Genomic DNA, 22,649 nt, shown 5'->3' with positions numbered 1-22,649 from the left:
TCAATCGTCCTGCGAAGCGGCACCCAGTTCATTCAGAACCTCCGCCGCCAGCGACCGGCTGATGCGCGTGCCGCGCGAAAGCGCCAGACGATCCAGCCTTTCCACGATGATCTGCGCCGTGTCGAGCGAACGTTCCATTCTCGCCACGATATAGCTGACGAGTTTGTCATCCATGTAAAGCTGACGGTCGGCGAAGAGCTTCATCAGCACCTGCGCCAACAGGTTCTCGTCCGGCTCGCCGATCTCCACCACGGTGGCCGCCTTCAACCGCGAGCGTAAGTCCGGTAGCGATACGGGCCAAGTGGCCGGCCATTGCCGCGTGGTGATCAGAAGCGACGTGCCGTTCTCCCGCACGCTGTTGATCACGTGGAAAAGCTCGGTGTCGTCGAAGCCGACGCGATCGGCATCCTCAAATAGCACGGGCCCCTTTTCGGCGGCGCGGGCGGCATCCGATCCTTTTTGAGGATTGATCTGGACCGCACTGCTGGTGTTCTTCCAGATCGCAGCGAGATGCGACTTGCCGGATCCGGGAGGGCCAGCGAGGATGACGACCGGCGAGGGCCATTTCGGCCATTCGTCGACAATGCTGACCGCCGCATCCAGGGGAGCGGCCACCAGCAAATCGTCACGGCCCGTTGCGCTGTTATGAGAGAAGGCAAGCGGCAACTGTTCGGCTTTGGGCCGGACCGGGCCGGGCTTATCACTTTCCGTCATCAATCAGCTCGGGAGTCGATCTGCGTGTCGATCTTCTGCGATGGCACGATGTCGGGTTGCCAAGGCAGGTTGGCGGCACGACCATGATAGAGGTCGCTCTCCAGATAGCGCGACAGGGCGAAGCGAACGAGAACGCCGACAGCTGCCGCAGCTGGCACGGCAACCAACAGGCCGACGAAGCCGAACAGCGCGCCAAACGCAAAGAGCGCAAACATCAGCCACACCGGATGCAGGCCAACGCTGCTACCGACCAACTTCGGTTGAAGGATATTGCCCTCGATGAACTGGCCGGAGAAGAACACAGCCAGCGTCAGGATCACATAAATATAATCCGGCCAGAACTGGACGAGTGCCACGCCGACAGCGAGAACCAGCCCCACCATGGAGCCGATATAGGGAATGAAACTGATGGCACCGGCAAACATGCCAATCAGCAGGCCGAAATTGAGGCCGACAAGCGAAAGGCCGACGGCATAATAAACGCCGAGAATGATGCAGAGTGACCCCTGCCCGCGAATGAAGCCGGCAATCGTTGAATCCATCTCGCGGGCAATCTGGCGCACGGTGGCAACGTGATCGCGCGGCACCCAGCTGTCGACCTTCTCGATCATCCGGTCCCAGTCCAAGAGCAGGTAGAAGGCGACGACTGGTGTGACCACCAGAAGCGAAATGACATCCACCAGAGACTTGCCGGAATTCCAGATCTGCGTCAGCAACGTGCCGATAAAGCCCGCACCCTCCGTCAACAGCTTGGAGAAATTCTCCTTAACCGTGGCGATCTGCGCGCTGACCCAGGCGGGCAAGAGGTTGGTATCTGCGCCTGCGATCAATTGCTGAAGCGACGAGATATATTGCGGAATGCGGCTGATGAATTCAGACGCCTGCGCAGCAATCAACGGAATGATGATGATCAGCGACAGCGCAAAGAGTAACACGAAGGAAATCAGGATGAACACGCTGGCCATCATGCGGCTCAAACCGCGGCGCTCCAGCCAATCGGCAACCGGGTCGAGAAAATAGGCCAGCGCCATGCCCGCCACGAAGGGCAGCAGAATGGAACTGAAGACCATCAGGAAGACGACGAAAACGACAAGCGCACCCAGCCAGAAGAATATCTGGCGTCTTAGATTGATGCCTCTGATCTGTGGCTGCATCTCATTTTCCTTCGTGGCACGTGACGCCTCATAACGCACTGCAACGAGATAGGATGCCCCGATAGGAGAGGTCAAGGGTGACGACAGGTGGTCAGACACCTCAACAGCGCATTGCTCAACGCGTCAATGAAGGCAAAAAGGCACGAAAAACGTGGGCTGCAACGCTCTTACCCTTGCATCGACAACCGTCTCATGCGAATGGCGAGCCCAAGAAAACCAGCGGAGACGAGAGCCATGAGCCAGTCGGGCAAGAACGGTCTTACCTACAGCGATGCAGGCGTGGATATCGATGCCGGAAACCTGATGGTCGAGAAGATCAAGCCTGCCGTCCGCTCCACCCGTCGTCCCGGTGCGGATGGTGAAATCGGTGGCTTCGGCGGACTGTTCGACCTGAAGGCCGCAGGCTTCACCGATCCGGTTCTGGTTGCCGCCAATGATGGCGTCGGCACCAAGCTGAAGATCGCGATCGACGCGAATTTTCATGACACGGTGGGTATCGACCTCGTTGCCATGTGCGTCAACGATCTGGTCGTTCAGGGCGCAGAGCCTCTTTTCTTCCTGGACTATTTTGCCACCGGCAAGCTCGATCCGGATCAGGGTGCAGCCATCGTCAACGGCATTGCGGCCGGTTGCCTGGAATCCGGTTGCGCGCTGATCGGCGGCGAGACGGCTGAAATGCCGGGCATGTATTCCGATGGTGACTATGATCTCGCGGGCTTTGCCGTCGGCGCTGCCGAACGTGGTCAGCTTCTGCCTGCTGGCGACATCGCCGAAGGCGACGTCATCCTCGGTCTTTCTTCCTCCGGCGTTCACTCCAACGGCTTCTCGCTGGTGCGCAAGATCGTGTCGCTCTCCGGCCTCGACTGGGATGCGCCAGCGCCGTTCGCCGAAGGCAAGAAGCTTGGCGAAGCCCTGCTAACCCCCACCCGTATCTATGTGAAGCCGCTTTTGAAGGCGATCCGCGAGACCGGCGCACTGAAGGCACTGGCCCACATCACCGGCGGCGGTTTTCCGGAAAACATTCCGCGCGTGCTGCCAAAGCATCTGGCTGCGGAAATCGATCTCGAATCCATTGAGGTGCCTGCAGTATTCTCCTGGCTTGCAAAGACCGGCGGCGTGGCGGCAAACGAGATGCTCCGCACCTTCAACTGCGGCGTCGGCATGATCGTCGTCGTTTCCGCCGAGAACGCCAAAGTCGTCACAGACGCCTTGACCGCCGAGGGCGAAACCGTCTTTCCGCTGGGACGCATGGTTGCCCGTGAAGAGGGCGCGCATGGCACGATCTATAAGGGCACGCTCGAACTATGAGCCTCAGCGCTCCCCGCAAGCGCGTCGTCGTCTTCATTTCCGGCAGCGGCTCCAACATGGTGGCGCTGGCCGAAGCCTGCCGTGAGACGGATTTTCCCGCAGAGATCGCTTGCGTCATCTCCGACAAGCCGACGGCAGGCGGGCTTGCCAAGGCGCAGGGTTTCGGCATTCCAACGCTGGTTTTCGAACGCAAGAATTACGCCAGCAAGAGCGAGCACGAAGCCGCAATCCTGGCAGCGCTTAGCGAACTTGCGCCTGACATCATCTGCCTAGCCGGCTATATGCGCCTGATCTCTGGTGAATTCATCGCGCCTTACGAAGGCCGGATCATCAATATCCATCCATCGCTTCTGCCGCTCTTCCCCGGTCTCCACACCCATCAGCGCGCTATTGACAGCGGCATGAAGATCACCGGCTGCACCGTGCATTTCGTCACCGAAGGCATGGATGAAGGCCCAGTCATCGGCCAGGCGGCCGTGCCTGTTATCGCAGGCGATACGGCCGAAAGCCTCGCCGCGCGCGTTCTCACCGTTGAACACAAACTCTACCCATTATCGCTGAAGCTGCTTGCCGAAGGTAAAGTGCGGATGGAGAGTGGCAAAGTGGTACGAAATGGCAACCAAACGTCCACCAGCGAGACGCTGCTCTCTGCTTGAGATTAGCTTGGTCAAGCCTTGACCAAGTAGCTTTTGCTCTGTTATTTTTTAAATAGTGGAGCACGAGAACGATGACGCTGACCGTAAAAGTGGGTGAAGCAAAGACACATCTTTCAGAGCTTCTTGCAAAGGTGGAAGCGGGTGAAGACGTGATTATTGCACGTGGCAACGACGCGGTGGCCCGTCTCGTCAGGACAAACGACGTTCAGGCTCGTAAGCAACTGATAGAAACATTGCGCTCTGAGCGTGCCGCACGCGTTCACGTCACTGCGGACGAGATTCGGGATTGGAAGACTGAAGGCCGAAGTTAAATGCCCTTTGTCGTTGACGCCTCGGTGGTCGCCGCCTGGTTTCTACCTGACGAAACCAATGAAGTAGCGGATAAGGCCCTTTCCAGGCTCGAGCATGACGATGCTTTCGCTCCCGATCTTCTCGCCCAAGAGCTTTGCAACATTCTCATCACGGCGGAGCGACGAAAGCGTATCGATCAGGAAAATGTTCTCTCCATCTTGCTACGGTTTCAAAGCCTTCCGCTGACCCTTGTATCGGGCGGCGATTCGGTCTCCGTCATAAAGCTTGCGCAACGCCATACGCTCTCCGCATATGATGCGGCCTATCTCGCGCTTGCCACAGGACGAAACATGCCGCTGGCCACAGCCGATAGGAAGCTCTCCGCAGCAGCAGTTGCGGAAAACGCGTCCTTCGTCTGACAGTCGTTACAAACTCGCCCGATTTAGCATCGCCCATTGCAGCATGATGATCGTCTTGGAATCGGTGATCTCGCCGGATGCGATCATGCCATAGGCGGCGTCGAGGGCAACGGTCAGGACTTCGATGTCCTCCCCCTCGTTTTCAAGCCCCCCGCCCTCTCCCGCCTTCACATCGAGATCGACACGGGCGTAGAAAAGGCTGACCTTCTCGGTCAATGTGCCGGGGCTGGCATAGGTATCAAAGAGATAGCGTGGCGCGCTGACGGCATAGCCGGTCTCTTCCATGGATTCACGGCGAATGGCCTCGTCCGGCTGATCGCCATCGGTCAGACCGGCGGGAATTTCCAGCATGAAGCTTGGGTCGCCATTCACATAAGCGCCGGGGCGGAACTGGCGAACCAGCACGACTTCCCCTCGCTTCGGATCGAAAAGCAGGATCGCGGCGGCCACGCCGTGATCATGCACCTCGCGATGGATGCGGAACGTGCGCCCGTCACGAGCCTGCTGTTCGAAAATCATCGTCTGCAAATGGATGAAGTTCTTCCAAACCGTCTGCTTTTCGATGAGCTTGACGCGCGCCTCGTCATCGACCTGCGATACTGGACCAGCAGTGGACCGCATCATCAAACTCCCATCAGGCTTTCTTCAGCCACACCTTGTTATCGTGGAACGCCGCTCCGCCATAGGGCGCAACAGCATCGGCGCCGGTCAAGACATTGATACCCTCGCCGTCAAGATGCGCCTTGTTGGGCCAGAGCCCTTCGGCAATCAGCACGCCGGGGCGCGCGCCCTCGACGATTTTCGCATGGATCCGCACATCGCCGCGCGCATTGCCGATCTGAACCACATCCCCTTCTGCGATGTCGAGGCGCACGGCGTCGATGGGGGAAATCATCAACTCTGGACGGCCTTCCTTTTGCACCGAGGTCTTGGTTTCCGCGAAGGTGGAATTCAGGAAGTTGCGAGCGGGAGACGTGGCAAGCCGGAAAGGATGCTCGGCGTCGACCGTTTCGATCACATCGACCTGATCCGGAAATTTCGGAAACGCAGCGGCAGGCCCCATGACGCCGATATTTTTCGGCGGCTTGTTCGGCGACGGGCCGTTCTGCCAATCGGGGCTGAAACGGAACTTGCCATCGCCGTATCCGAAACCTTTGAGATAATGCGCGACCTCGAATTCAGGCTGCGCATCGATCCACTTTTCTTCAGCCAGATTGTCGAAGCTGCCCCAGCCACTTGCTTGAAGAATCGTCTCGACATGCTCGCGCTCGCTCCGGCCAAAGCCCGGCATGTGATCGACACCAAGGCGCTTTGCGAGCTCCTCGATAACGAAGAGGTTTGTCCGCACCGTTTCCGGTGGCTCGACCAGCTTGGGACCGAGCAGAATATGGTTCTGCCCGCCCGCGCGATAGAGATCGTCATGCTCCAGGAACATGGTGGCCGGTAGAACGATATCGGCAATCTCTGCCGTCTCCGTCATGAACTGCTCATGCACGGCGACGAACAGATCCTCGCGTTGGAAGCCCTGCTTCACCAGTCGCTGTTCCGGACAGACATTGGCCGGATTGGTGTTCTGGATCAGCATGGCCGTCACCGGGCCGCCGCCGCGCAGCGCCTCGGCATCGCCAGTCAGGATGCGGCCGACCTGCGACTGATCGAGCTGGCGCACATTCGGATCGGCATAGGCCGTTCCCATGAGCTCCGCCTTGTTCAGCCGGAAGATATCGCCGTTATTGTGAAACGCGCCGCCACCCTCATATTGCCAGGATCCGAGCACGGTGGCGATGGAAAGCGCGGCATGCATGGCAACCGCACCATTGCGCTGGCGGGCAAAGCCATAGCCGAGGCGAAAGAAGCTTTTCTTCGTCGTTCCGATGAGCCTCGCGAAAGCCTCGATCTCTTCCACAGAAAGACCGGTTATCTCGGCAGCCCATTGCGGCGTCTTCGACGCAAGATGCGCCTCAAGCCCCGCCGGATCGTCGGCGAATTTCGCCATATAGGCGCGGTCGGCATAGCCATCCCGGAAAGCGATATGCATCACGGCACAGGCAAGAGCCGCGTCCGTGCCCGGCCGCACGACCAGCTTCATATCAGCCTGCTTCATCGTCGGATTGTCGTAGATATCGACAACGACGATCTTCGCGCCGCGTTCCTTGCGTGCCTTGACCGCGTGGGTCATGACGTTGACCTGCGTGGCGACGGCATTTGTGCCCCAGATGACGACGACATCGGCCTTTGCCATCTCGCGCGGGTCCGGTCCGCGCAGCGCGCCGGTGCCCATCACATAGCCGGTCCAGGCCATGTTGGTGCAGATGGAGCCGAAGAAACCGGAATATTTCTTGGCATGGCGCAGCCGCTCGATGCTGTCGCGCTGCACCTGCCCCATCGTACCGGCATAGAAATAGGGCCACACGGCTTCGGCACCATGCGCGGCTTCCGCTTTGATGAAGGCATTGGCGATTTCGTCCAGCGCGTCGTCCCAGCCGATCTCTTGCCACTCGCCAGCGCCTTTAGCGCCCTTGCGACGCTTCGGCGTCAGCAACCGGCCCGGATGATAGATCCGTTCCGAGTAGCGCGCGACCTTGGCGCAGATCACGCCCGCCGTGTAGGTATTAGAGTTGGCGCCACGCACACGGCCAATGCGGCCATCGGCGTTGATATCGACCTCCAGCGCGCAGGCGCTCGGACAGTCATGGGGACAGACGGTATGGCCGACGCGAGTGGCTTCGGTCACGGCTTTGGCGGAAATCGGGGTCGCAACGTTCATAGATTTTCTATATGGCATCTGCGAGATCGCCAAAAGGGCGAAGTGACGCGCATCAAGATAATTCATAAAAGGCATCGCCCCCGATGAACTACCGGCACATCTACCACGCAGGCAATTTTGCCGACGTTCTGAAACACGCGGTTCTGGCGCGGCTCGTTCGCTACCTCCAGAACAAGGACAAGGCGTTTCGCGTGCTGGATACGCATGCCGGCATCGGCCTCTACGATCTCTCGTCCGAAGAGGCGCAGAAGACAGGCGAATGGCAAACGGGCATCGGCAAGCTTCTGGAAGCCGATCTTCCAGCAGAGGTCGCCGAACTCATGGAGCCTTATCTCTCTGCCGTGCGGGAATTAAACCCGGAAGGCGGGCTCAAATACTATCCAGGCTCCCCGAAGCTTGCACGGATGCTGTTTCGCCCGCAGGACCGTCTTTCGGCGATGGAACTCCACCCGGACGATTTTCGCGCGCTCTCACGCCTCTTCGAAGGCGACTATCAGGCGCGCATCACCGAACTCGATGGTTGGCTATCACTTGGAGCGCATCTGCCGCCCAAGGAAAAGCGCGGCCTCGTGCTGGTCGATCCGCCTTTCGAGAAGGAAAACGAATATGAGCGCCTGGCGGATGGTCTTCACAAAGCCTACCGCCGCTTTGCCACCGGCACCTATTGCCTCTGGTATCCGCTGAAGAAGAACGCGCCGATCAAGGACTTTCACGAGCGCCTGCAATCCTATGAGATCCCGAAAATGCTCTGCACCGAGCTATCGGTCAGAAGCGACCGGCTGGACGGCTTGAGCGGATCCGGCCTCATCATCGTCAACCCGCCCTACACGCTGAAGGATGAACTGCACACGATGCTGCCCGTGCTGAAGTCGATCATGGCGCAGGATCGATACGCGTCGCATCGGGCTTTCTGGCTGCGCGGCGAGGAGTAAACAATCCTACTTCTGCTGTAGCCGCCTCTCTTCCCGCTCGGCGGCTGCAAGCTGCGAGCGTTCGAAAAACAGGATGATGAACAGGCCGATGACGAACGGGATGATCAGGTAGAACAGGCGGAAGACGAGAAGTGCGGCGATGACGTCTGCGGGGTTCATGTCCGGTAGACCCGTGACGAAGACGAGCTCGAGCACGCCGAGCCCTCCCGGCGCATGCGAAATCAGTGCGGCGGAAAAGGAAATCAGGAAGATGCCCAGGATCACCATGAAGCCTGGATTGCCCAACTCGGGCAGGGCGAAATAGATGATACCGGCCGCGCCGATCAATTCGATCGGCCCGATGACCAACTGCTGCACAACCAGTTTCGGGACCGGGTAAAACAGCGTGAAGGAGCCGATCTTGAGCGGCCTGAGCTTCATTAGGCTGCCGAGAATATAAAGTGCGACGATGGCAAGCAGCAGGATGCCGGTGGTGCGCGAGGCTTCCACCGGCAGAACATCGACGAAACGCTCCGTGATATCCGGCTCATAAACCAGGATAAAGCCGATCAGCATGATCGTACCGATCACGAAGGTGAAGGAGCAGAGGGCAACGAGAACGCCGACTTCTGCAGCACTCAATCCCTTCGACGTATAGGCGCGGTAGCGGACGACGGCACCGGAAAATACCGATGCACCGACATTGTGAGACAGGGCATAGGTGGTGAACGATGTCAGCGCGATAAAAAGCCAGCCGACCTTGCGTTTCAGATGCTGCAAGGCAATGCGGTCGTATCCGGCAAGTGCGGCATAGGCGACCAGCGTGCAGAGCCCCGACATCATCCAGTGATGCATGCTGATGGCGCTGAGGCTGCCCCAGACATCATCGAGCGAGAGATGGCGCAATTCCTTGTAGAGCAGCCACACGGAAAAGCAGATCGTCGCAATCCCGATGATGGGCCAGAGATACTTTTTCATTTTCATGCGGACATGCCCAGGCTCAATTTTCCTTCCAGTAAGGATGCCGTACCGGATTCGACAAGCTTATTCGTTATACCAACTCCGGTTCAACACGAAGGATGCTGGAGAAATGAATTTTCGGTGGTCTGTTTGCCATAGGCGCAAGATGGTATAAAACCCGAAGCCTGTTCAAAAAATCGTCATCCTTGCCAGAAAGACCGCGCCTTCGATGAAACAGTATTTCGGTTTTGTCGCACTCGGCGCCTTGTCACTGGCAGCGGCTGGATGGCTGTTTTTGGGCCAACCCCAGACGGCGTCCGGTCCTCCTACGACCCAGCGAACCGAAACCCGTTCACCGCCAAGCTCACGCGGCACCGCAGACACCTCGGAAACTGGCTTCGATTTCTACGTCCTGTCACTCTCCTGGTCGCCCGCATTCTGTGCCAGTGAAGCCGGACGAAATAGCCGGCAGCAATGCGGCTTGGATCGAAAGTTCGGATTCGTGGTTCATGGTCTCTGGCCCCAGAATGACCAAGGCTATCCGGCATTCTGCGGTACGGACAAAAGCGAACGTGTGCCTGACAGCATCGGACAAAGCATGTTCGACATTATGCCATCCATGGGGCTCATCGGCCACCAGTGGCGCAAGCATGGCAGTTGCAGCGGCCTGACCCAGGCGCAATATTTCGAGAAGACACGGGATGCCTATGAGCGCATCAAACTCCCAGCCGACATCTCCTCCGGTGATCAGACCAAGCGCCTTTCAGCCGACGCCATTGAGGCAGCCTTTGTCGATGCCAATCCCGGCATGACGAAGAGCGGAATCGCGATCAGTTGCGAGGGGCCGCGACTGGAGGAAGTGCGGATCTGCCTCTCCAAGACCTTGTCCTTCCGCGATTGCCCCGAGCTCGATCGACAGGGTTGCCGATCAAATGCCGCAGAGATCATTCCCATCCGCTAGTGAAACAGGAAAAACGCAATGGAACTGCTTTATGCTCCAGCCTCCCCCTATTCCGCCAAGGTGCGTATGGCTGCGCGCTATCTCGATATCGGCATCACCGATGTTCGGGTCGACACTAATGCAGAGCCCGCCACGCTGATCGACAATAATCCGCTCGGAAAAATCCCGGTGCTCCTGCATGAAGGTGGCTCGGTCTATGACAGCGTCGCGATCATGCATTATCTCGACCGCATATCTGGCGGAAAGCTCTACCCGAAAAAGCACGCCAAGCGCACAGAAGCCGAGATACTCGAAGCGCTCTGCGATGGCGTGATGGATTGCCTTCTGGCGATCGTCTACGAAAAGCGCTTCCGGCCGGAGGAAAAGGTTCACCAGGAGTGGATCGACAAGCAGTGGCGCAAGGTCGTGAAGGCGCTTGATTTCCTGAACGACAATCTGCCGAAGACCGGCAAGAAGCTGCATGGCGGCCACTTTGCCCTGGCTGCGATGATCGGCTATCTCGATTTGCGTTTTAACGGACAGTGGGCCAACGGGCGAAAGCGGCTGGCCGATTGGCCGGAAAAATTCGGCAAGAAGTTCAAGCCGTATACGGAACTGAAATCCGCCGCCTGATCGCCGACAATTCTTATAAGTGGAAACAGAAAAGCCGGGGCGAGCCCCGGCTTTTCCGCATAATATTTGGCGAATTAGAACTTGACGCCGATACCAGCCTTGACGCTGTGGTCGTCGAAGCCGCGCGAGACGTTGCCACCGTTGATGGCGAAGTCCTTGTCCTGATAATCGGTGTAACGATACTCAAGACGTGCCGTGATGTTGTCTGTGACGAGAGCTTCGACACCGGCGCCAACCGTGTAGCCGAGAGCCGTCTTGTCGTCCTTGCTGCCGGTTACGGTGTCACGAAGTTCGTTGTTCGAAACTGCAAGACCACCCGTACCGTAGATCAGGAAGGGGTTCATGTCGTAACCGACACGAGCGCGCAGCGAGCCGTTCAGCTTCTGCTTGCCCTGAAGGTTGCCGCCAGCGGAGCCCTTTTCATCGCCATAAGCGAGGTCGGCTTCACCACCGTAAACGATCTGGCCGTTCTGCCAGTTGTAACCGCCATAGAGGCCGCCGCCGAAGCCGTCAGCGTCGCGACCGTTGGTGCTGCCGCTGAAACGACCCCAGTCGTAGTTCACGGTACCACCGAGATACGCGCCGGACCAATCCTTGATCGGTGCGGGCTGCTCAACTGCGACCGGCGCCTGCGGAACTTCATTGACCGCGTCGGCTGCCTGTGCTGCCGAGAAAGCTGCCGCGGCCATGGTAGAAGCCAAAAGTGTTGCAACGATAGTACGCATGCCATTCTCCTTTTCAAACCCGCGGGGGCACTCAAACACTCGGTCCCAAACGCGGTATAAAACAGTTAGTTCCCTGCCCGTCTGGAAATGCAAAATGATGGGGGAATGAGGAAATCACAGAGCCAAAATGTGAATTGATTGAGGCACAGCCGTGACAGAAATTGGACGTTGCCAAAAGGACACAGAAATCCATTAAGGATAATGCATCGTTAATTTAAGCAAAGCGCGTTTTTACTTGTGTTTACATCAAATTAAGCTGGCAAAACTTGCGCCGGATAAATCTGTATAACGCCATTCGGATGTGGGCAAACCTCATCGTTTCGATCTATATCTGGAAGTAAATGTGGAATAAGCAGAGCACGGGTCCGCTTTGACAGAGACTATACCGAAGACCGTCTTGATAACGGGCGCTGCCCGTCGCATTGGCAAAGCCATTGCCGATTATCTTGCTTGCGAGGGGTTTGCCGTGGCGATCCACGCACGTTCCTCTTTGGCCGAAGGCGAGGAACTCGCTAACACTTTACGGCAGAAAGGTGGCAAGGCGGTCGTCCTTCAGGCAGACCTAATGGACATATCCTCCACAGCCGAATTGATGGAAGAGGCGACAAAAGCACTGGGACCGGTGGGGGTTCTCGTCAACAATGCCTCTGTTTTTCACAAGGATGAAGCCGAAACCTTCGATGCCGAGACCTTCGACGCGCATTTTGCCGTGCATGTGCGCGCACCGTCCATCCTTTCAGCCGCCTTTGCAAGGCAACTGCCGCAACAGCATTCCGGCCTGATCGTCAACATTATCGATCAACGCGTGTTGGCGCTCAATCCGCGCTTTTATTCCTACACATTGTCCAAGGCAGCGCTTTGGGCCGCAACCCAAACTTTGGCGCAAAGCTTTGCGCCGCGCATCCGGGTCAATGCCATCGGCCCCGGCCCGACGTTTAAAAACGAGAGACAGAGCCCCGAGGACTTTCAGGCGCAGGTCGACGCCCTTATATTGAAGAGAGGTCCGAAGCCCGATGAGTTCGGGCGGACGATTCGCTTTCTTTACGATACCCCCTCGATGACCGGCCAGATGATCGCACTCGACGGGGGCCAGCATCTTGGCTGGGAAACCCCGGACGTGGCGGAGATTAATGAATGAACGGAAAGAAGCTGCCGGATGGCGGTGTTCTCTTCGATGAAACCGACGACGATGAAGACGATGTTGCACTCTCCACCGCCGATGTTGCCGTGGAGCGGGACAGCGCAGGCATCGACTGGAACGCCGGCTGGAAGAACGAGTCCGGCCTGAAGGGCATGGATCTGATTGGCGAGTTCGTCAAACACCTGCCTAACAATCCTGGCGTCTATCGCATGTTCAACGAGGCTGGCGACGTTCTTTATGTCGGCAAGGCGCGCTCGCTGAAGAAGCGTGTCAGCAATTATGCCCAGGGCCGCGTGCATTCAAACCGCATTGGCCAGATGGTGCGGCTGACGACGCATATGGAGTTCGTCACCACCCGCACGGAAACCGAAGCGCTGCTGCTGGAAGCCAACCTCATCAAGCGCTTCCGCCCACGCTTCAACGTGCTTCTGCGCGATGACAAGTCGTTTCCTTATATTCTGATCACGGCGGACAATCGTGCGCCAGCGATCTTCAAGCATCGCGGTGCAAGAGCGCGCAAGGGCGCCTATTTCGGTCCCTTCGCCTCTGCCGGTGCGGTTGGTCGAACCATCAATTCGCTGCAGCGCGCCTTCCTGATCCGTACCTGTACCGACAGCGTGTTCGAGAGCCGCACGCGGCCTTGCCTGCTTTATCAAATCAAGCGCTGTTCCGGCCCCTGCACCCATGAGGTCAGCGACGATGCCTACGCAGAGCTGGTGCAGGAAGCGAAAGATTTCCTCTCCGGCAAAAGCCAGAGCGTGAAATCGACGATCGCCCGGCAGATGAACGAAGCCTCGGAAGATCTCGATTTCGAGCGCGCCGCGATCTATCGCGACCGTCTGGCCGCGCTGTCGCACGTACAGAGCCATCAGGGCATCAACCCTGCCGGGATCGATGAGGCGGACGTTTTTGCCATCCACCACGAAGGTGGCGTGTCGTGCATTCAAGTGTTCTTCTTCCGCACCGGGCAGAACTGGGGCAACCGCGCCTATTTCCCAAAGGCCGATCCGTCCCTGCCTGGCTCGGAAATTCTCAATGCCTTCCTGGCGCAGTTCTACGATGACAAGCCGGTGCCGAGGCAGATTCTCCTGTCTGAAACTGTGGACGAGCAGGAATTGCTGGCGGCAGCGTTTAGCGAAAAGGCCGGTCACAAGGTCGTCCTTTCGGTGCCGCAGCGCGGCGAAAAAAAGGACATTGTCGATCATGTGCTGGGCAATGCTCGCGAAGCCCATGGCCGCAAGCTCGCCGAGACCTCGTCTCAAGCGCGCCTGCTGAAAGGCTTCGCCGAGACCTTCGGTATGCCTTACATCCCGCGCCGCATCGAGATCTACGATAACTCTCACATCATGGGCACCAATGCGGTGGGCGGCATGGTGGTGGCAGGGCCGGATGGCTTCGTCAAAAACCAGTACCGCAAGTTCAACATCAAATCGACGGACATAACCCCCGGCGACGACTTCGGCATGATGCGCGAGGTGATGACGCGTCGGTTTTCCCGCCTGCTGAAAGAAGAAGGCAGGCCTGACCGGAGCCAGCCGGTGTCGCCGGAAGATGCGGCAGATATGCCGTTTCCGGTCTGGCCAGACGTGATCCTGATCGACGGTGGTCAAGGCCAGATGTCAGCGGTACGTGCCATCCTAGACGAACTCGGCATTCGTGATTGTGTGACCGCAATCGGCGTCGCCAAGGGTGTCGACCGCGATGCGGGGCGCGAGCGTTTCTTTACCGATACGCGCAGCGACTTTTCGCTGCCGCCGCGCGATCCCGTTCTTTACTTCATCCAGCGCCTGCGCGACGAAGCGCACCGTTTTGCCATCGGCTCCCACCGGGCGCGGCGCAAGAAGGAGATGATCAAGAATCCTCTCGATGAAGTAAGCGGCATCGGGCCAGGGAGAAAGCGCGCGCTTCTGCAGCATTTCGGCACGGCAAAAGCCGTGTCGCGTGCAGCGCTCAGCGATCTGATGGCTGTGGGCGGCATTTCAGAAACTGTCGCAAAACAGATATACAATCACTTCCATGAGAGCGGGCGCGAGTGACCGGGCGGCTTTTGCCGCCGCCCGCTAAAAAAACACAAAGAAGTGTTGACGCTTCCACCTCGGAGCGTCATCAACGCTCTGATATCGATAGACAGGTTTTCCATGGCTTCGCGCGCATACAAAATCCCGAATCTCCTGACCTATGGCCGCATTCTGGCCGTACCGGTCATTGTTTTGTGTTTCTTCGTTGAAGGAAAACTCGAAAGTTCGGATTTCGCGCGATGGACCGCTCTGTGGCTGTTCATCATCGCCTCGATCACCGATTTCCTCGATGGCTATCTGGCGCGCATCTGGAACCAGACATCCAACATCGGCCGCATGCTCGACCCGATCGCCGATAAGCTCTTGATCGCCTCGATCCTGCTGCTGCTGGCGGCTGACGGCACCATTGCGGGCTGGTCGCTCTGGGCAGCGATCACCATTCTCTGCCGTGAAATCCTGGTCTCTGGCCTGCGCGAATATCTCGCGGCCTTGAAGGTGTCCGTACCCGTGACCCGCATCGCCAAGTGGAAAACCACGATCCAGATGGTGGCTATCGCTTTCCTTCTGGCCGGACCCGCAGGCGATACGATCCTGCCTTATACGACCGAAATCGGCATCGGCCTTCTGTGGATCGCGGCAGCACTCACGATCTATACCGGCTATGACTACTTCAAGGCTGGCCTGCGCCACATCGTGGATGAAGAGTGATGACCCATATCGTTTACTTCGCCTGGGTGCGCGAAAAGATCGGCAAGGCGGAAGAGGATCTCGACATCCCCGCTGACGTGAAGACGGCGCGTGAGCTGATCCTTTATCTGAAAGGCCTTGGCGAAGAATACGAAGCGGCATTCGAATATCCGAATGTCATTCGCGTTGCGGTCAATCAGGAGCATATCGAGCACCACGAAAGCATTGTCGGTGCGCGGGAGATCGGTATCTTCCCGCCCATGACCGGCGGCTGACCGATGGGTGTCGCCCCGACCATTCGCGTGCAGACGGACGATTTTGACGCCGCGGTGGAAGCCAAGCTTTTGACGCGAAATGACGCAGGGATTGGCGCCGTCGTGACCTTCACCGGCCTCTGCCGCGACGAAGGTGGTGCGCTTTCTGCGCTAGAGCTTGAGCATTATCCCGGCATGGCGGAAGCGGAGATGACGCGGATCGCCAAGCTTGCCATCGAGCGTTTCGAGCTTCGTGGCCTGACGGCCATCCATCGCTACGGCAAGATCGCCACCGGCGACAACATCGTCCTCGTCATCGCCGCCTCATCTCACCGCCAGGCCGCCTTTGACGGCGCCAATTTCGTCATGGATTACCTGAAGACCGCTGCCCCTTTCTGGAAAAAGGAGCACGGGACGGATGGCACGGCAGGCGGATGGGTATCGGCCAAAGATGCCGATGAGAGCGCCAAGGATAAATGGCGCTAAGAGATCCCTCGTTTCCTTGTCATCGTCTCGTAACCGTTTCGCCTGGGACATCCGCGCCCGGCAGCGCGGCCGCCCTACTTTACTGTCCTCAGCAACCGTAACGCGTTCATGGTCACAAGCACCGTGGCGCCTGTGTCTGCCAGGATTGCGGGCCAGAGACCCGTGACACCGATAATGGTGGTGACGAGAAAGACAGCCTTCAGACCAAGCGAGATCGCAATGTTCTGATAAATATTGCGCATCGTTCGCTTGGACAGATCTATCATCCTGGCGACATCGCCGACGCGTCCATGCAGGATGGCCGCATCCGCCGTTTCCAGCGCCACATCCGTTCCACCGCCCATGGCGATCCCCACATCGGCAGCGGCGAGAGCGGGCGCGTCATTGATGCCATCCCCAACCTTGCCGACGACGAAACCCTGTTGTTTCAGTTCGCCGACGATGCGCTGCTTGTCTTCCGGCAGAAGGTCTGCACGCACCTCGATGCCGAGCGTCTTGCCGATGGCGCTTGCCGTGCGGGCATTATCGCCGGTCAACATCACGATCCTGACGCCCTTATCCTTCAGCGCTTTCAGTCCTTCGGCTGCATCCGCACGCGGCTCATCGCGCATGGCGATGGCACCGGCAAGCTTACCGTCCACCACGAGAACCGACACCGTCTTGCCTTCATCATTGAGCGCACCGAGGGTGGACTGATCCGCAGCCGGGATATCGACCATAGCGAGAGCAGCTTTCGCCGAACCGAGAAAGACCGGCTGCCCACCGACTGTAGCAGAAACGCCTTTACCGCCGAGTGCCTTGGCATCGCTTGCGGTAGGCACGACGACCTGGTCTTCCGATGCCATCTCCAGAATAGCAAGCGCAAGCGGATGGCTGGAACCGGTCTCAAGCGCGGCTGCCAGACGCAGCACTTCCAGCGCCGGCGAACCAAAGGAGACGATATCCGTCACCTTCGGCTTGCCCTCGGTCAGCGTGCCGGTCTTGTCCAGCGCCACCGCCGTCAGCCGGCCAAGGCCTTCCAACACCGCGCCGCCTTTCAACAACAGGCCTCTGCGCGCACCCGCCGAAAGCGAGGCAGCGATGGCGGCAGGGGTGGAGATGACCAGCGCGCATGGGCAGCCGATCAGCAGAATGGCAAGGCCCTTGTAGATCCACTCGTCCCAATTCGCCCCCCAGAGAAGCGGCGGCACGAGCGCCACGAGTGCTGCGACGGCCACCACGCCCGGCGTGTAATATTTCGAGAAGCGATCGATGAAGCGTTCGGTAGGCGCTTTGCTTTCCTGCGCTTCCTCCACCAGTTTCACGACACGGGCAATCGTATTGTCGGCAGCGGCCGCCGTGACACGCACCCGCAATGCGGCATCGCCATTCACCGTTCCAGCAAACACGCTGTCGCCGGCATTCTTCTGGACAGGCACGCTTTCGCCGGTCACCGGCGCCTCGTTGATGGCGCTTTCGCCCGAAACGATAACACCATCTGCCGATATGCGATCGCCCGGGCGAACCAGGATGACGGTGCCGATCTGAAGACTTTCGGCGGGCACTTCACTGGTTTGCCCCGCCTCTTCCAGCAGCGCGGTCTTCGGTACGAGGGCGGCGAGCGATTTGATGCTGTCCCGCGCCTTTCCGGCCGCCACGCCTTCCAGCAATTCGCCCACCAGAAAAAGGAAGACAACGGCAGCGGCTTCTTCCGTGGCTCTGATTGCCAGCGCACCAATCGCGGCGATGGTCATCAACATTTCGATGGAAAAGGGAGTACCCGCCAGCGCCGCCATGATGGCTCGGCGCGCGATCGGCACCAAACCGACCAGCATGGCGATGGCAAAAACATAAAGCTGGACGGACGGCACGAGGTGACCGATCGAATAGGCAACCACCAAAGCTGCGCCAGCCAACAACGTCGCACGGCCCTTCTTGCTTTTCCACCATGGACCGTCGCTCGGTCCATGGTCATGGCCATGCAATCGTTCGACAGCGACAGCACCGTTGCCATGATCGTGATCGCCATGCGTATGATTGTCGTGGTCGTGGTGAGAATGCCTATGGCCTTCTCCGTCCGCATGATTATGCGCATGACCGCCACAGCACGTCCCACCTTGGTTTGCCGATGTCGGGTTGCCGGCCTGACGCCCCGCCAATCGCTCAACCGAGTAGCCAAGGCCACGAACCTTTTTACCGATGGCGTCAAGATCGCTTGTCTGATCGTGACGGATGCTCATGGTTCCGGCAGTCACAGAGACAGAGACGTCCTCCACGCCCGGCATGCGCCGAACGGCAGTGTCGATCTTACTGGCGCAGGATGCGCAATCCATGCCGCCAACCCGAAATCTGGTCTGTAAATCCGTGCTCATCTGACAGTCCTCTTGATACTGCAGAGGTTCTACGACCTCTAGTAACTAGAGCTACAAGGGCAAAAACGACGTATGGGTTGGAATTATTCGGACGCAGGAACGGAAGCGTTTTGATCCGGCCTTTCGCTTCGGGCATTTTTCGCATAATTGCCCATTGTCAGATTATCGGCATGCCCTCCCCCGCCGATATGCCGAGAGAGAGCGATGCCCAGCCAATCCACCGGACTTCTCTACGCCCTTGGGGCGTTTTCCATATTTGCCGTACAGGATGGCATTTCCAAGCATCTCGGCCAGTACTACCCGCCCGTCTTCATCGTGATGCTGCGCTACTGGGCCTTTGCCGTCTTTGCGATTATCCTCGCCGCACGCTCTCACGACGGGCTGAAGGCAACGATGCGCTCCAAGCGGCTCTTGCTGCAGATCAGCCGCGGCGTGCTGCTTGCGGCTCAGATTGTTCTCTCAATTTTCTCGTTCAGGCTGGTGGGTCTCGCCCACACACATTCCATCTTCGCCTGCATCCCATTGATCGTCGCGGCACTCTCTGTTCCAATGCTTGGGGAGAAGGTCGGCTGGCGGCGTTGGTGCGCCATCCTCGTCGGCTTCATCGGCGTACTGATCATCATCAACCCAGGTGAAACGGGCTTCGATCTGACATTCCTGTTGACCTTCGTCGCAGCCTTCATGCTGGCGCTTTATGGCGTGATGACAAGGCTGGCCAGCCGCACCGATACGGCCATGACCAGTTTCTTTTACACCGGTGTTGCTGGCGCCGCCGCGCTGACACTGATCGGCCCGTTCTACTGGGTCAACATGGCGCCGCATGACTGGCTGTGGATGCTGGCGCTCTGCATCACCGGCATGAGCGGCCATTACCTGTTGATCCGCGCTTTCGAGCTGGCGGATGCGGCCTCTGTCCAGCCCTTTTCCTACTATCAGCTGGTGCTAGTCTCCATCGTCGGCGTCACGATCTATGGTGAAGTGCTCACCGCCCATATGGTGATTGGCGCGGCTATCGTCATCGCAGCCGGTCTCTTCACCATCTGGCGCGAGCAACTCACCGCCAGAAGACGCCGACTTCAAGGATTATGACAGCGCGATCCGACTCTCAGCGTCGGCAGCAGACATCGCCGCCTCGCATCGAAGCAGCATGCCATAAAGATCGCGCGGCTCATCCGGATCGGCCAGAAGATCGAGTTCCTCGAACAGACCCGTTTCCATCAGCTTGGAGCGCACGTAGCGCAGCGCCGAAAAATCCTCGATGGCGAAGCCCACACTGTCGAACAGCGTGATCTGCCGCTCGCTCGACCGTCCGGCGACCTTGCCAGCCATGACCTGCCACAACTCGATGACCGGATGGTCTGCATCCAACTGCTGGATCTCCCCTTCGATCCGCGTCTGCGGCGGGTATTCGACGAAAATATCCGAGCGCAGCAGGATGTCGCGATGCAGTTCGGTCTTGCCGGGGCAATCGCCGCCGACGGCGTTGATGTGAACGCCGGGGCCGACCATGTTGTCGGTCAGGATCGTGGCATATTGCTTGTCTGCGGTGACGGTGGTGATGATATCGGCACCCTCGACCGCCTGTTCAGCGCTGTCGCAGATGGTGATGGAAAAGCCGAGCCCGCGTAAGTTTGCCTCGCATTTACGGCTAGCCAGCGGATCGATATCGTAAAGCCGCAACTGATCGACACCGAGGATCGCTTTGAATGCCTGCGCCTGGAACTCGCTCTGCGCCCCATTGCCGATGATCGCCATGGAACGTGCATCCGCCCTTGCCAAATGCTTCGCGGCAACGGCAGAGGTGGCAGCGGTCCTGAGCGCCGTCAGGATCGTCATCTCGGACAGCAGCATCGGATAGCCGTTGCCGACATCGGACAGAACGCCGAAAGCCGTTACCGTCTGCCGGCCATCGCGGGTGTTCTTCGGATGCCCGTTCACATATTTGAATCCGTAAAGCGTGCCGTCACTTGTCGGCATCAACTCGATCACCCCCTCATGCGAGTGGGAGGCGACGCGCGGCGTCTTGTCGAAGCTCTCCCAGCGCAGAAAATCCTCTTCGATCACGTCCGCAAGTTCACGCAGGAACGTGTCGATGCCAACCTTCAGCACCAGCTTCATCATATGATCGACGCTGACGAAGGGAACGACGTTCAGTTTTGCAATCGCTGTCATGATCTTTCCTCCTCAGCCTGCGCGCGTTGGGCGGTCGAGAACGCGCTTGCCCATCAGGCTTGCAGTCAGATCCACCATCAGCGTTGCGGTGCGTCCACGTTCATCGAGGAACGGGTTCAGCTCCACCAGATCGAGGCTACTGACGAGGCCGCTGTCATGCAGCATCTCCATCACCAGATGCGCCTCACGGAAGGTGGCGCCGCCTGGCACGGTGGTACCGACAGCCGGTGCAATCGACGGATCGAGAAAATCGACATCGAAGCTGACATGCAGCAGCCCGTTGGCCGCCTCCACCCTTGCCAGGAACTCCCGCAACAGCACGGCCACGCCATGCTCATCGATCATGCGCATATCATGCACGGTGATACCGGAACCGCTAAGCGCCGCACGCTCCGCCGGATCGACGCTGCGAATACCGATCATGCAGACATTGTTCGGATCGACAGGATGCGCAAGCGGCGGGAAGTAACCCGCGAAGCCACTTCTCCCCGTGTAATAGGCGACCGGCGTGCCATGCAAATTACCGCTCTTCGTCGTCTCAAGCGTGTGAAAATCAGTGTGGGCATCCAGCCAAAGCACGAAAAGTGGTCGTCCCTGCTCGGCAGCCCGACGAGACAGCCCGGCAACGGTGCCCGCGGACAGTGCGTGGTCCCCGCCAAGGAAGATCGGCATGGCATCCGCGCTTTCGAGATAGGCTGTCTCGATCAAGGTTTCGGTCCAGGCGACCGTTTCAGGAAGGTGATGCACCGCCGCGTTCGGATGCTGGAGATCGCGAAAAGGCGCTGGCGACACATTGCCGAGATCGCGGACATGATGCCCCAACTCTTCAAGCGCCCCCTTCAGCCCTGCAACCCTGAGAGCGCTGGGCCCCATCTCGCATCCGAGCTGCCCTGCCCCGATCTGCAACGGAACACCGATCAACTTGCAGTCCATCACGTCATCTCCAGTTCCCGATTTTTGATCATGACACCACATTCAGATGGCAGATTGAATGGTAAGGATTGGCAAATTTTCCCATCAAGCTTATCATTCTGATCAATAGCCCTACCAATTTGGTTTTCGATGGATCAACTTGACGAAAAGCTCATCACCCTTCTGCGCCATAATGGGCGAAGAAGCATATCGGACCTTGCGATCGAAACCGGCGCGTCCCGCGCCACGATCCGCGCCCGCATGGAAAAGCTGGAGAAAAACGGCACGATCATCGGCTACACCGTCATCCTGCGCGCCGACGCGGTCGAGAACGCAATACGCGGCATCATGATGATCGAGATCGAAGGCCACGTCACCGACCGCGTCATCCGCGCCCTCGGCGGCATTTCGGAGGTCTCCGAAATCCACTCCACCAACGGCCGCTGGGACCTGATCGTCGAACTGAGCGCCGCAACGCTGACCGAATTCGACGCGGTACTGCGCCGCATCCGCCTCGTCCCCGGCATCACCGGCAGCGAAACCAGCCTGATCCTCTCCACACAGAGATCCACCAAAGCAAGGCTTTGACCTGAACCGACAAACAAGCTTTGGAAAAAATGCATTTTTCAGCTTGCATAGCCAACCAAATCATCTATATGACGACCCACCAAACGAAAGCGCCCGGCGCTTCTCGGATTGGGGAATAGTTCAATGGTAGAACAGCGGACTCTGACTCCGTCGATCTTGGTTCGAATCCAGGTTCCCCAGCCAATTCTCCCTAACTGCCCTTAATTCCTGATTTTCCAGTCGTGCCGGATATCGTTTTGGCATCATTGGCGACCTGATGCCCAGAACTTTAGCCCACAGGTGATGCCCACGAGACGTCGCCTTAAGGTTGCCTCCAGTATATCGTAAATTTGAGGTGATGGCTGGAGGAGATGTCGCGCGGGGGATTGGGAACAGGTTGGCAATCGAATTGTGAATGGAGACGAAGCAATGCCAATGGTGTTGTAGCGTGAAGCGCTTCATAATCCGTTCTCGCCATCGGAGTGGCTGGTGGGAATTCTCCGGCCCGCTTGTTCAAGCCTTTATGCGAGCGGTTTCCGACACCAAGCATGATCTCTGCTTTCGCAGCGAATTTGCCCCAAAA

General features: G+C 58.5%; 23 protein-coding genes, 1 tRNA gene and 1 pseudogene. 15 read left to right on the top strand and 10 right to left on the bottom strand.

Features of this window, described 5'->3' with window-relative positions:
• Together hdaA and QE435_RS05870 are read right to left on the bottom strand one after the other, a co-directional pair.
• Positions 1–714, bottom strand: coding sequence for a DnaA regulatory inactivator HdaA (hdaA, locus tag QE435_RS05875; RefSeq protein ID WP_309770002.1), 714 nt, complete (start codon positions 712–714; stop codon positions 1–3).
• Positions 714–1,868 carry an AI-2E family transporter gene (locus QE435_RS05870; RefSeq protein WP_349040595.1) on the bottom strand — a complete coding sequence of 385 codons (1,155 nt, stop codon included), beginning with the start codon at positions 1,866–1,868 and terminating at the stop codon, positions 714–716. The genes hdaA and QE435_RS05870 overlap by 1 nt, the downstream gene beginning before the upstream one ends.
• A 234-nt stretch (positions 1,869–2,102) precedes the next feature.
• On the opposite strand from QE435_RS05870, the gene purM reads away from it, so the two are divergent.
• The 4 genes from purM to QE435_RS05850 all read left to right on the top strand — a co-directional run bounded on the left by purM (position 2,103) and on the right by QE435_RS05850 (position 4,542).
• Complete coding sequence (purM, locus tag QE435_RS05865; RefSeq protein WP_306928698.1) at positions 2,103–3,176, top strand: phosphoribosylformylglycinamidine cyclo-ligase; 1,074 nt, start codon at positions 2,103–2,105, stop codon at positions 3,174–3,176.
• On the top strand, positions 3,173–3,832 hold the full coding sequence (purN, locus tag QE435_RS05860) for a phosphoribosylglycinamide formyltransferase (RefSeq protein ID WP_349040594.1): 660 nt from the start codon (positions 3,173–3,175) through the stop codon (positions 3,830–3,832). The genes purM and purN overlap by 4 nt, the downstream gene beginning before the upstream one ends.
• 71 nt (positions 3,833–3,903) lie before the next feature.
• The gene (locus QE435_RS05855; protein WP_349040593.1) at positions 3,904–4,143 is read left to right on the top strand and encodes a type II toxin-antitoxin system Phd/YefM family antitoxin; all 240 of its coding nucleotides are present in this window, start codon (positions 3,904–3,906) and stop codon (positions 4,141–4,143) included.
• Positions 4,144–4,542 carry a type II toxin-antitoxin system VapC family toxin gene (locus QE435_RS05850; protein ID WP_349040592.1) on the top strand — a complete coding sequence of 133 codons (399 nt, stop codon included), beginning with the start codon at positions 4,144–4,146 and terminating at the stop codon, positions 4,540–4,542.
• A 6-nt stretch (positions 4,543–4,548) separates the two neighbouring features.
• Here QE435_RS05850 and QE435_RS05845 read toward each other — a convergent pair whose 3' ends face one another.
• Positions 4,549–5,163 (bottom strand): NUDIX domain-containing protein, encoded by a 615-nt coding sequence (locus QE435_RS05845; protein WP_349040591.1) that lies wholly within the window; start codon positions 5,161–5,163, stop codon positions 4,549–4,551.
• A 13-nt stretch (positions 5,164–5,176) separates the two neighbouring features.
• Positions 5,177–7,375, bottom strand: a complete 2,199-nt coding sequence (locus QE435_RS05840; protein WP_349040590.1) for a molybdopterin oxidoreductase family protein — start codon at positions 7,373–7,375, stop codon at positions 5,177–5,179.
• Between the two features lie 17 nt (positions 7,376–7,392).
• On the opposite strand from QE435_RS05840, the gene QE435_RS05835 reads away from it, so the two are divergent.
• Positions 7,393–8,241, top strand: a complete 849-nt coding sequence (locus QE435_RS05835; protein ID WP_309769995.1) for a 23S rRNA (adenine(2030)-N(6))-methyltransferase RlmJ — start codon at positions 7,393–7,395, stop codon at positions 8,239–8,241.
• Between the two features lie 6 nt (positions 8,242–8,247).
• Here QE435_RS05835 and QE435_RS05830 read toward each other — a convergent pair whose 3' ends face one another.
• A complete protein-coding gene (locus QE435_RS05830) occupies positions 8,248–9,204 on the bottom strand; it encodes a lysylphosphatidylglycerol synthase domain-containing protein (RefSeq protein WP_349040589.1) in 957 nt (318 codons plus the stop codon).
• 205 nt (positions 9,205–9,409) lie between these two features.
• Here QE435_RS05830 and QE435_RS05825 point away from each other — a divergent pair, with 205 nt between their 5' ends.
• The gene (locus QE435_RS05825; protein ID WP_349040588.1) at positions 9,410–10,141 is read left to right on the top strand and encodes a ribonuclease; all 732 of its coding nucleotides are present in this window, start codon (positions 9,410–9,412) and stop codon (positions 10,139–10,141) included.
• Between the two features lie 18 nt (positions 10,142–10,159).
• On the top strand, positions 10,160–10,753 hold the full coding sequence (locus QE435_RS05820; protein WP_349040587.1) for a glutathione S-transferase family protein: 594 nt from the start codon (positions 10,160–10,162) through the stop codon (positions 10,751–10,753).
• A gap of 74 nt (positions 10,754–10,827) precedes the next feature.
• On the opposite strand, the gene QE435_RS05815 is transcribed toward QE435_RS05820, so the two are convergent.
• Positions 10,828–11,478: an outer membrane protein gene (locus tag QE435_RS05815; RefSeq protein ID WP_349040586.1), complete on the bottom strand. Its 651-nt coding sequence runs from the start codon at positions 11,476–11,478 to the stop codon at positions 10,828–10,830.
• Between the two features lie 370 nt (positions 11,479–11,848).
• On the opposite strand from QE435_RS05815, the gene QE435_RS05810 reads away from it, so the two are divergent.
• The 5 genes from QE435_RS05810 (at position 11,849) to QE435_RS05790 (ending at position 16,064) form a co-directional block, all read left to right on the top strand.
• Positions 11,849–12,616, top strand: a complete 768-nt coding sequence (locus QE435_RS05810; protein WP_349040585.1) for an SDR family oxidoreductase — start codon at positions 11,849–11,851, stop codon at positions 12,614–12,616.
• Complete coding sequence (gene uvrC, locus QE435_RS05805) at positions 12,613–14,655, top strand: excinuclease ABC subunit UvrC (RefSeq protein WP_349040584.1); 2,043 nt, start codon at positions 12,613–12,615, stop codon at positions 14,653–14,655. Before QE435_RS05810 ends, uvrC begins: the two co-directional genes overlap by 4 nt.
• A 102-nt stretch (positions 14,656–14,757) precedes the next feature.
• Positions 14,758–15,345 (top strand): CDP-diacylglycerol--glycerol-3-phosphate 3-phosphatidyltransferase, encoded by a 588-nt coding sequence (pgsA, locus tag QE435_RS05800; protein ID WP_349040583.1) that lies wholly within the window; start codon positions 14,758–14,760, stop codon positions 15,343–15,345.
• Complete coding sequence (gene moaD / locus QE435_RS05795; protein WP_306928722.1) at positions 15,345–15,599, top strand: molybdopterin converting factor subunit 1; 255 nt, start codon at positions 15,345–15,347, stop codon at positions 15,597–15,599. The genes pgsA and moaD overlap by 1 nt, the downstream gene beginning before the upstream one ends.
• A 3-nt stretch (positions 15,600–15,602) precedes the next feature.
• Positions 15,603–16,064: a molybdenum cofactor biosynthesis protein MoaE gene (locus QE435_RS05790; protein ID WP_349040582.1), complete on the top strand. Its 462-nt coding sequence runs from the start codon at positions 15,603–15,605 to the stop codon at positions 16,062–16,064.
• A gap of 74 nt (positions 16,065–16,138) precedes the next feature.
• Here QE435_RS05790 and QE435_RS05785 read toward each other — a convergent pair whose 3' ends face one another.
• Positions 16,139–18,415, bottom strand: a complete 2,277-nt coding sequence (locus QE435_RS05785; RefSeq protein ID WP_349040581.1) for a heavy metal translocating P-type ATPase — start codon at positions 18,413–18,415, stop codon at positions 16,139–16,141.
• Between the two features lie 204 nt (positions 18,416–18,619).
• Here QE435_RS05785 and QE435_RS05780 point away from each other — a divergent pair, with 204 nt between their 5' ends.
• Complete coding sequence (locus QE435_RS05780; protein ID WP_349040580.1) at positions 18,620–19,504, top strand: DMT family transporter; 885 nt, start codon at positions 18,620–18,622, stop codon at positions 19,502–19,504.
• Here the strand turns inward: QE435_RS05780 and QE435_RS05775 are convergent.
• Entirely contained in the window at positions 19,499–20,587 is a 1,089-nt protein-coding gene (locus QE435_RS05775; protein ID WP_349040579.1) for an ornithine cyclodeaminase, read from the bottom strand. The two genes, QE435_RS05780 and QE435_RS05775, sit on opposite strands and share 6 nt — an antisense overlap.
• 12 nt (positions 20,588–20,599) lie before the next feature.
• Positions 20,600–21,520, bottom strand: a complete 921-nt coding sequence (rocF, locus tag QE435_RS05770) for an arginase (RefSeq protein ID WP_349040578.1) — start codon at positions 21,518–21,520, stop codon at positions 20,600–20,602.
• A gap of 129 nt (positions 21,521–21,649) precedes the next feature.
• Here rocF and QE435_RS05765 point away from each other — a divergent pair, with 129 nt between their 5' ends.
• Together QE435_RS05765 and QE435_RS05760 are read left to right on the top strand one after the other, a co-directional pair.
• Positions 21,650–22,087: an Lrp/AsnC family transcriptional regulator gene (locus QE435_RS05765; protein WP_349040577.1), complete on the top strand. Its 438-nt coding sequence runs from the start codon at positions 21,650–21,652 to the stop codon at positions 22,085–22,087.
• A 109-nt stretch (positions 22,088–22,196) separates the two neighbouring features.
• Positions 22,197–22,270, top strand: a tRNA-Gln gene (locus QE435_RS05760).
• A gap of 174 nt (positions 22,271–22,444) precedes the next feature.
• On the opposite strand, the pseudogene QE435_RS05755 reads toward QE435_RS05760, so the two are convergent.
• Positions 22,445–22,634, bottom strand: a pseudogene (locus QE435_RS05755) (IS6 family transposase); the annotation flags it as partial.
• Positions 22,635–22,649 lie beyond the last annotated feature (15 nt).

Origin of the sequence: Agrobacterium sp. SORGH_AS 787 (genome assembly GCF_030819035.1) — a bacterium.
Taxonomy (GTDB): Bacteria; Pseudomonadota; Alphaproteobacteria; order Rhizobiales; family Rhizobiaceae; genus Agrobacterium; species Agrobacterium larrymoorei_B.
The sequence above is the reverse complement of the archived record's forward strand: the minus strand, read 5'-3'. Positions and strand labels throughout refer to the sequence as shown.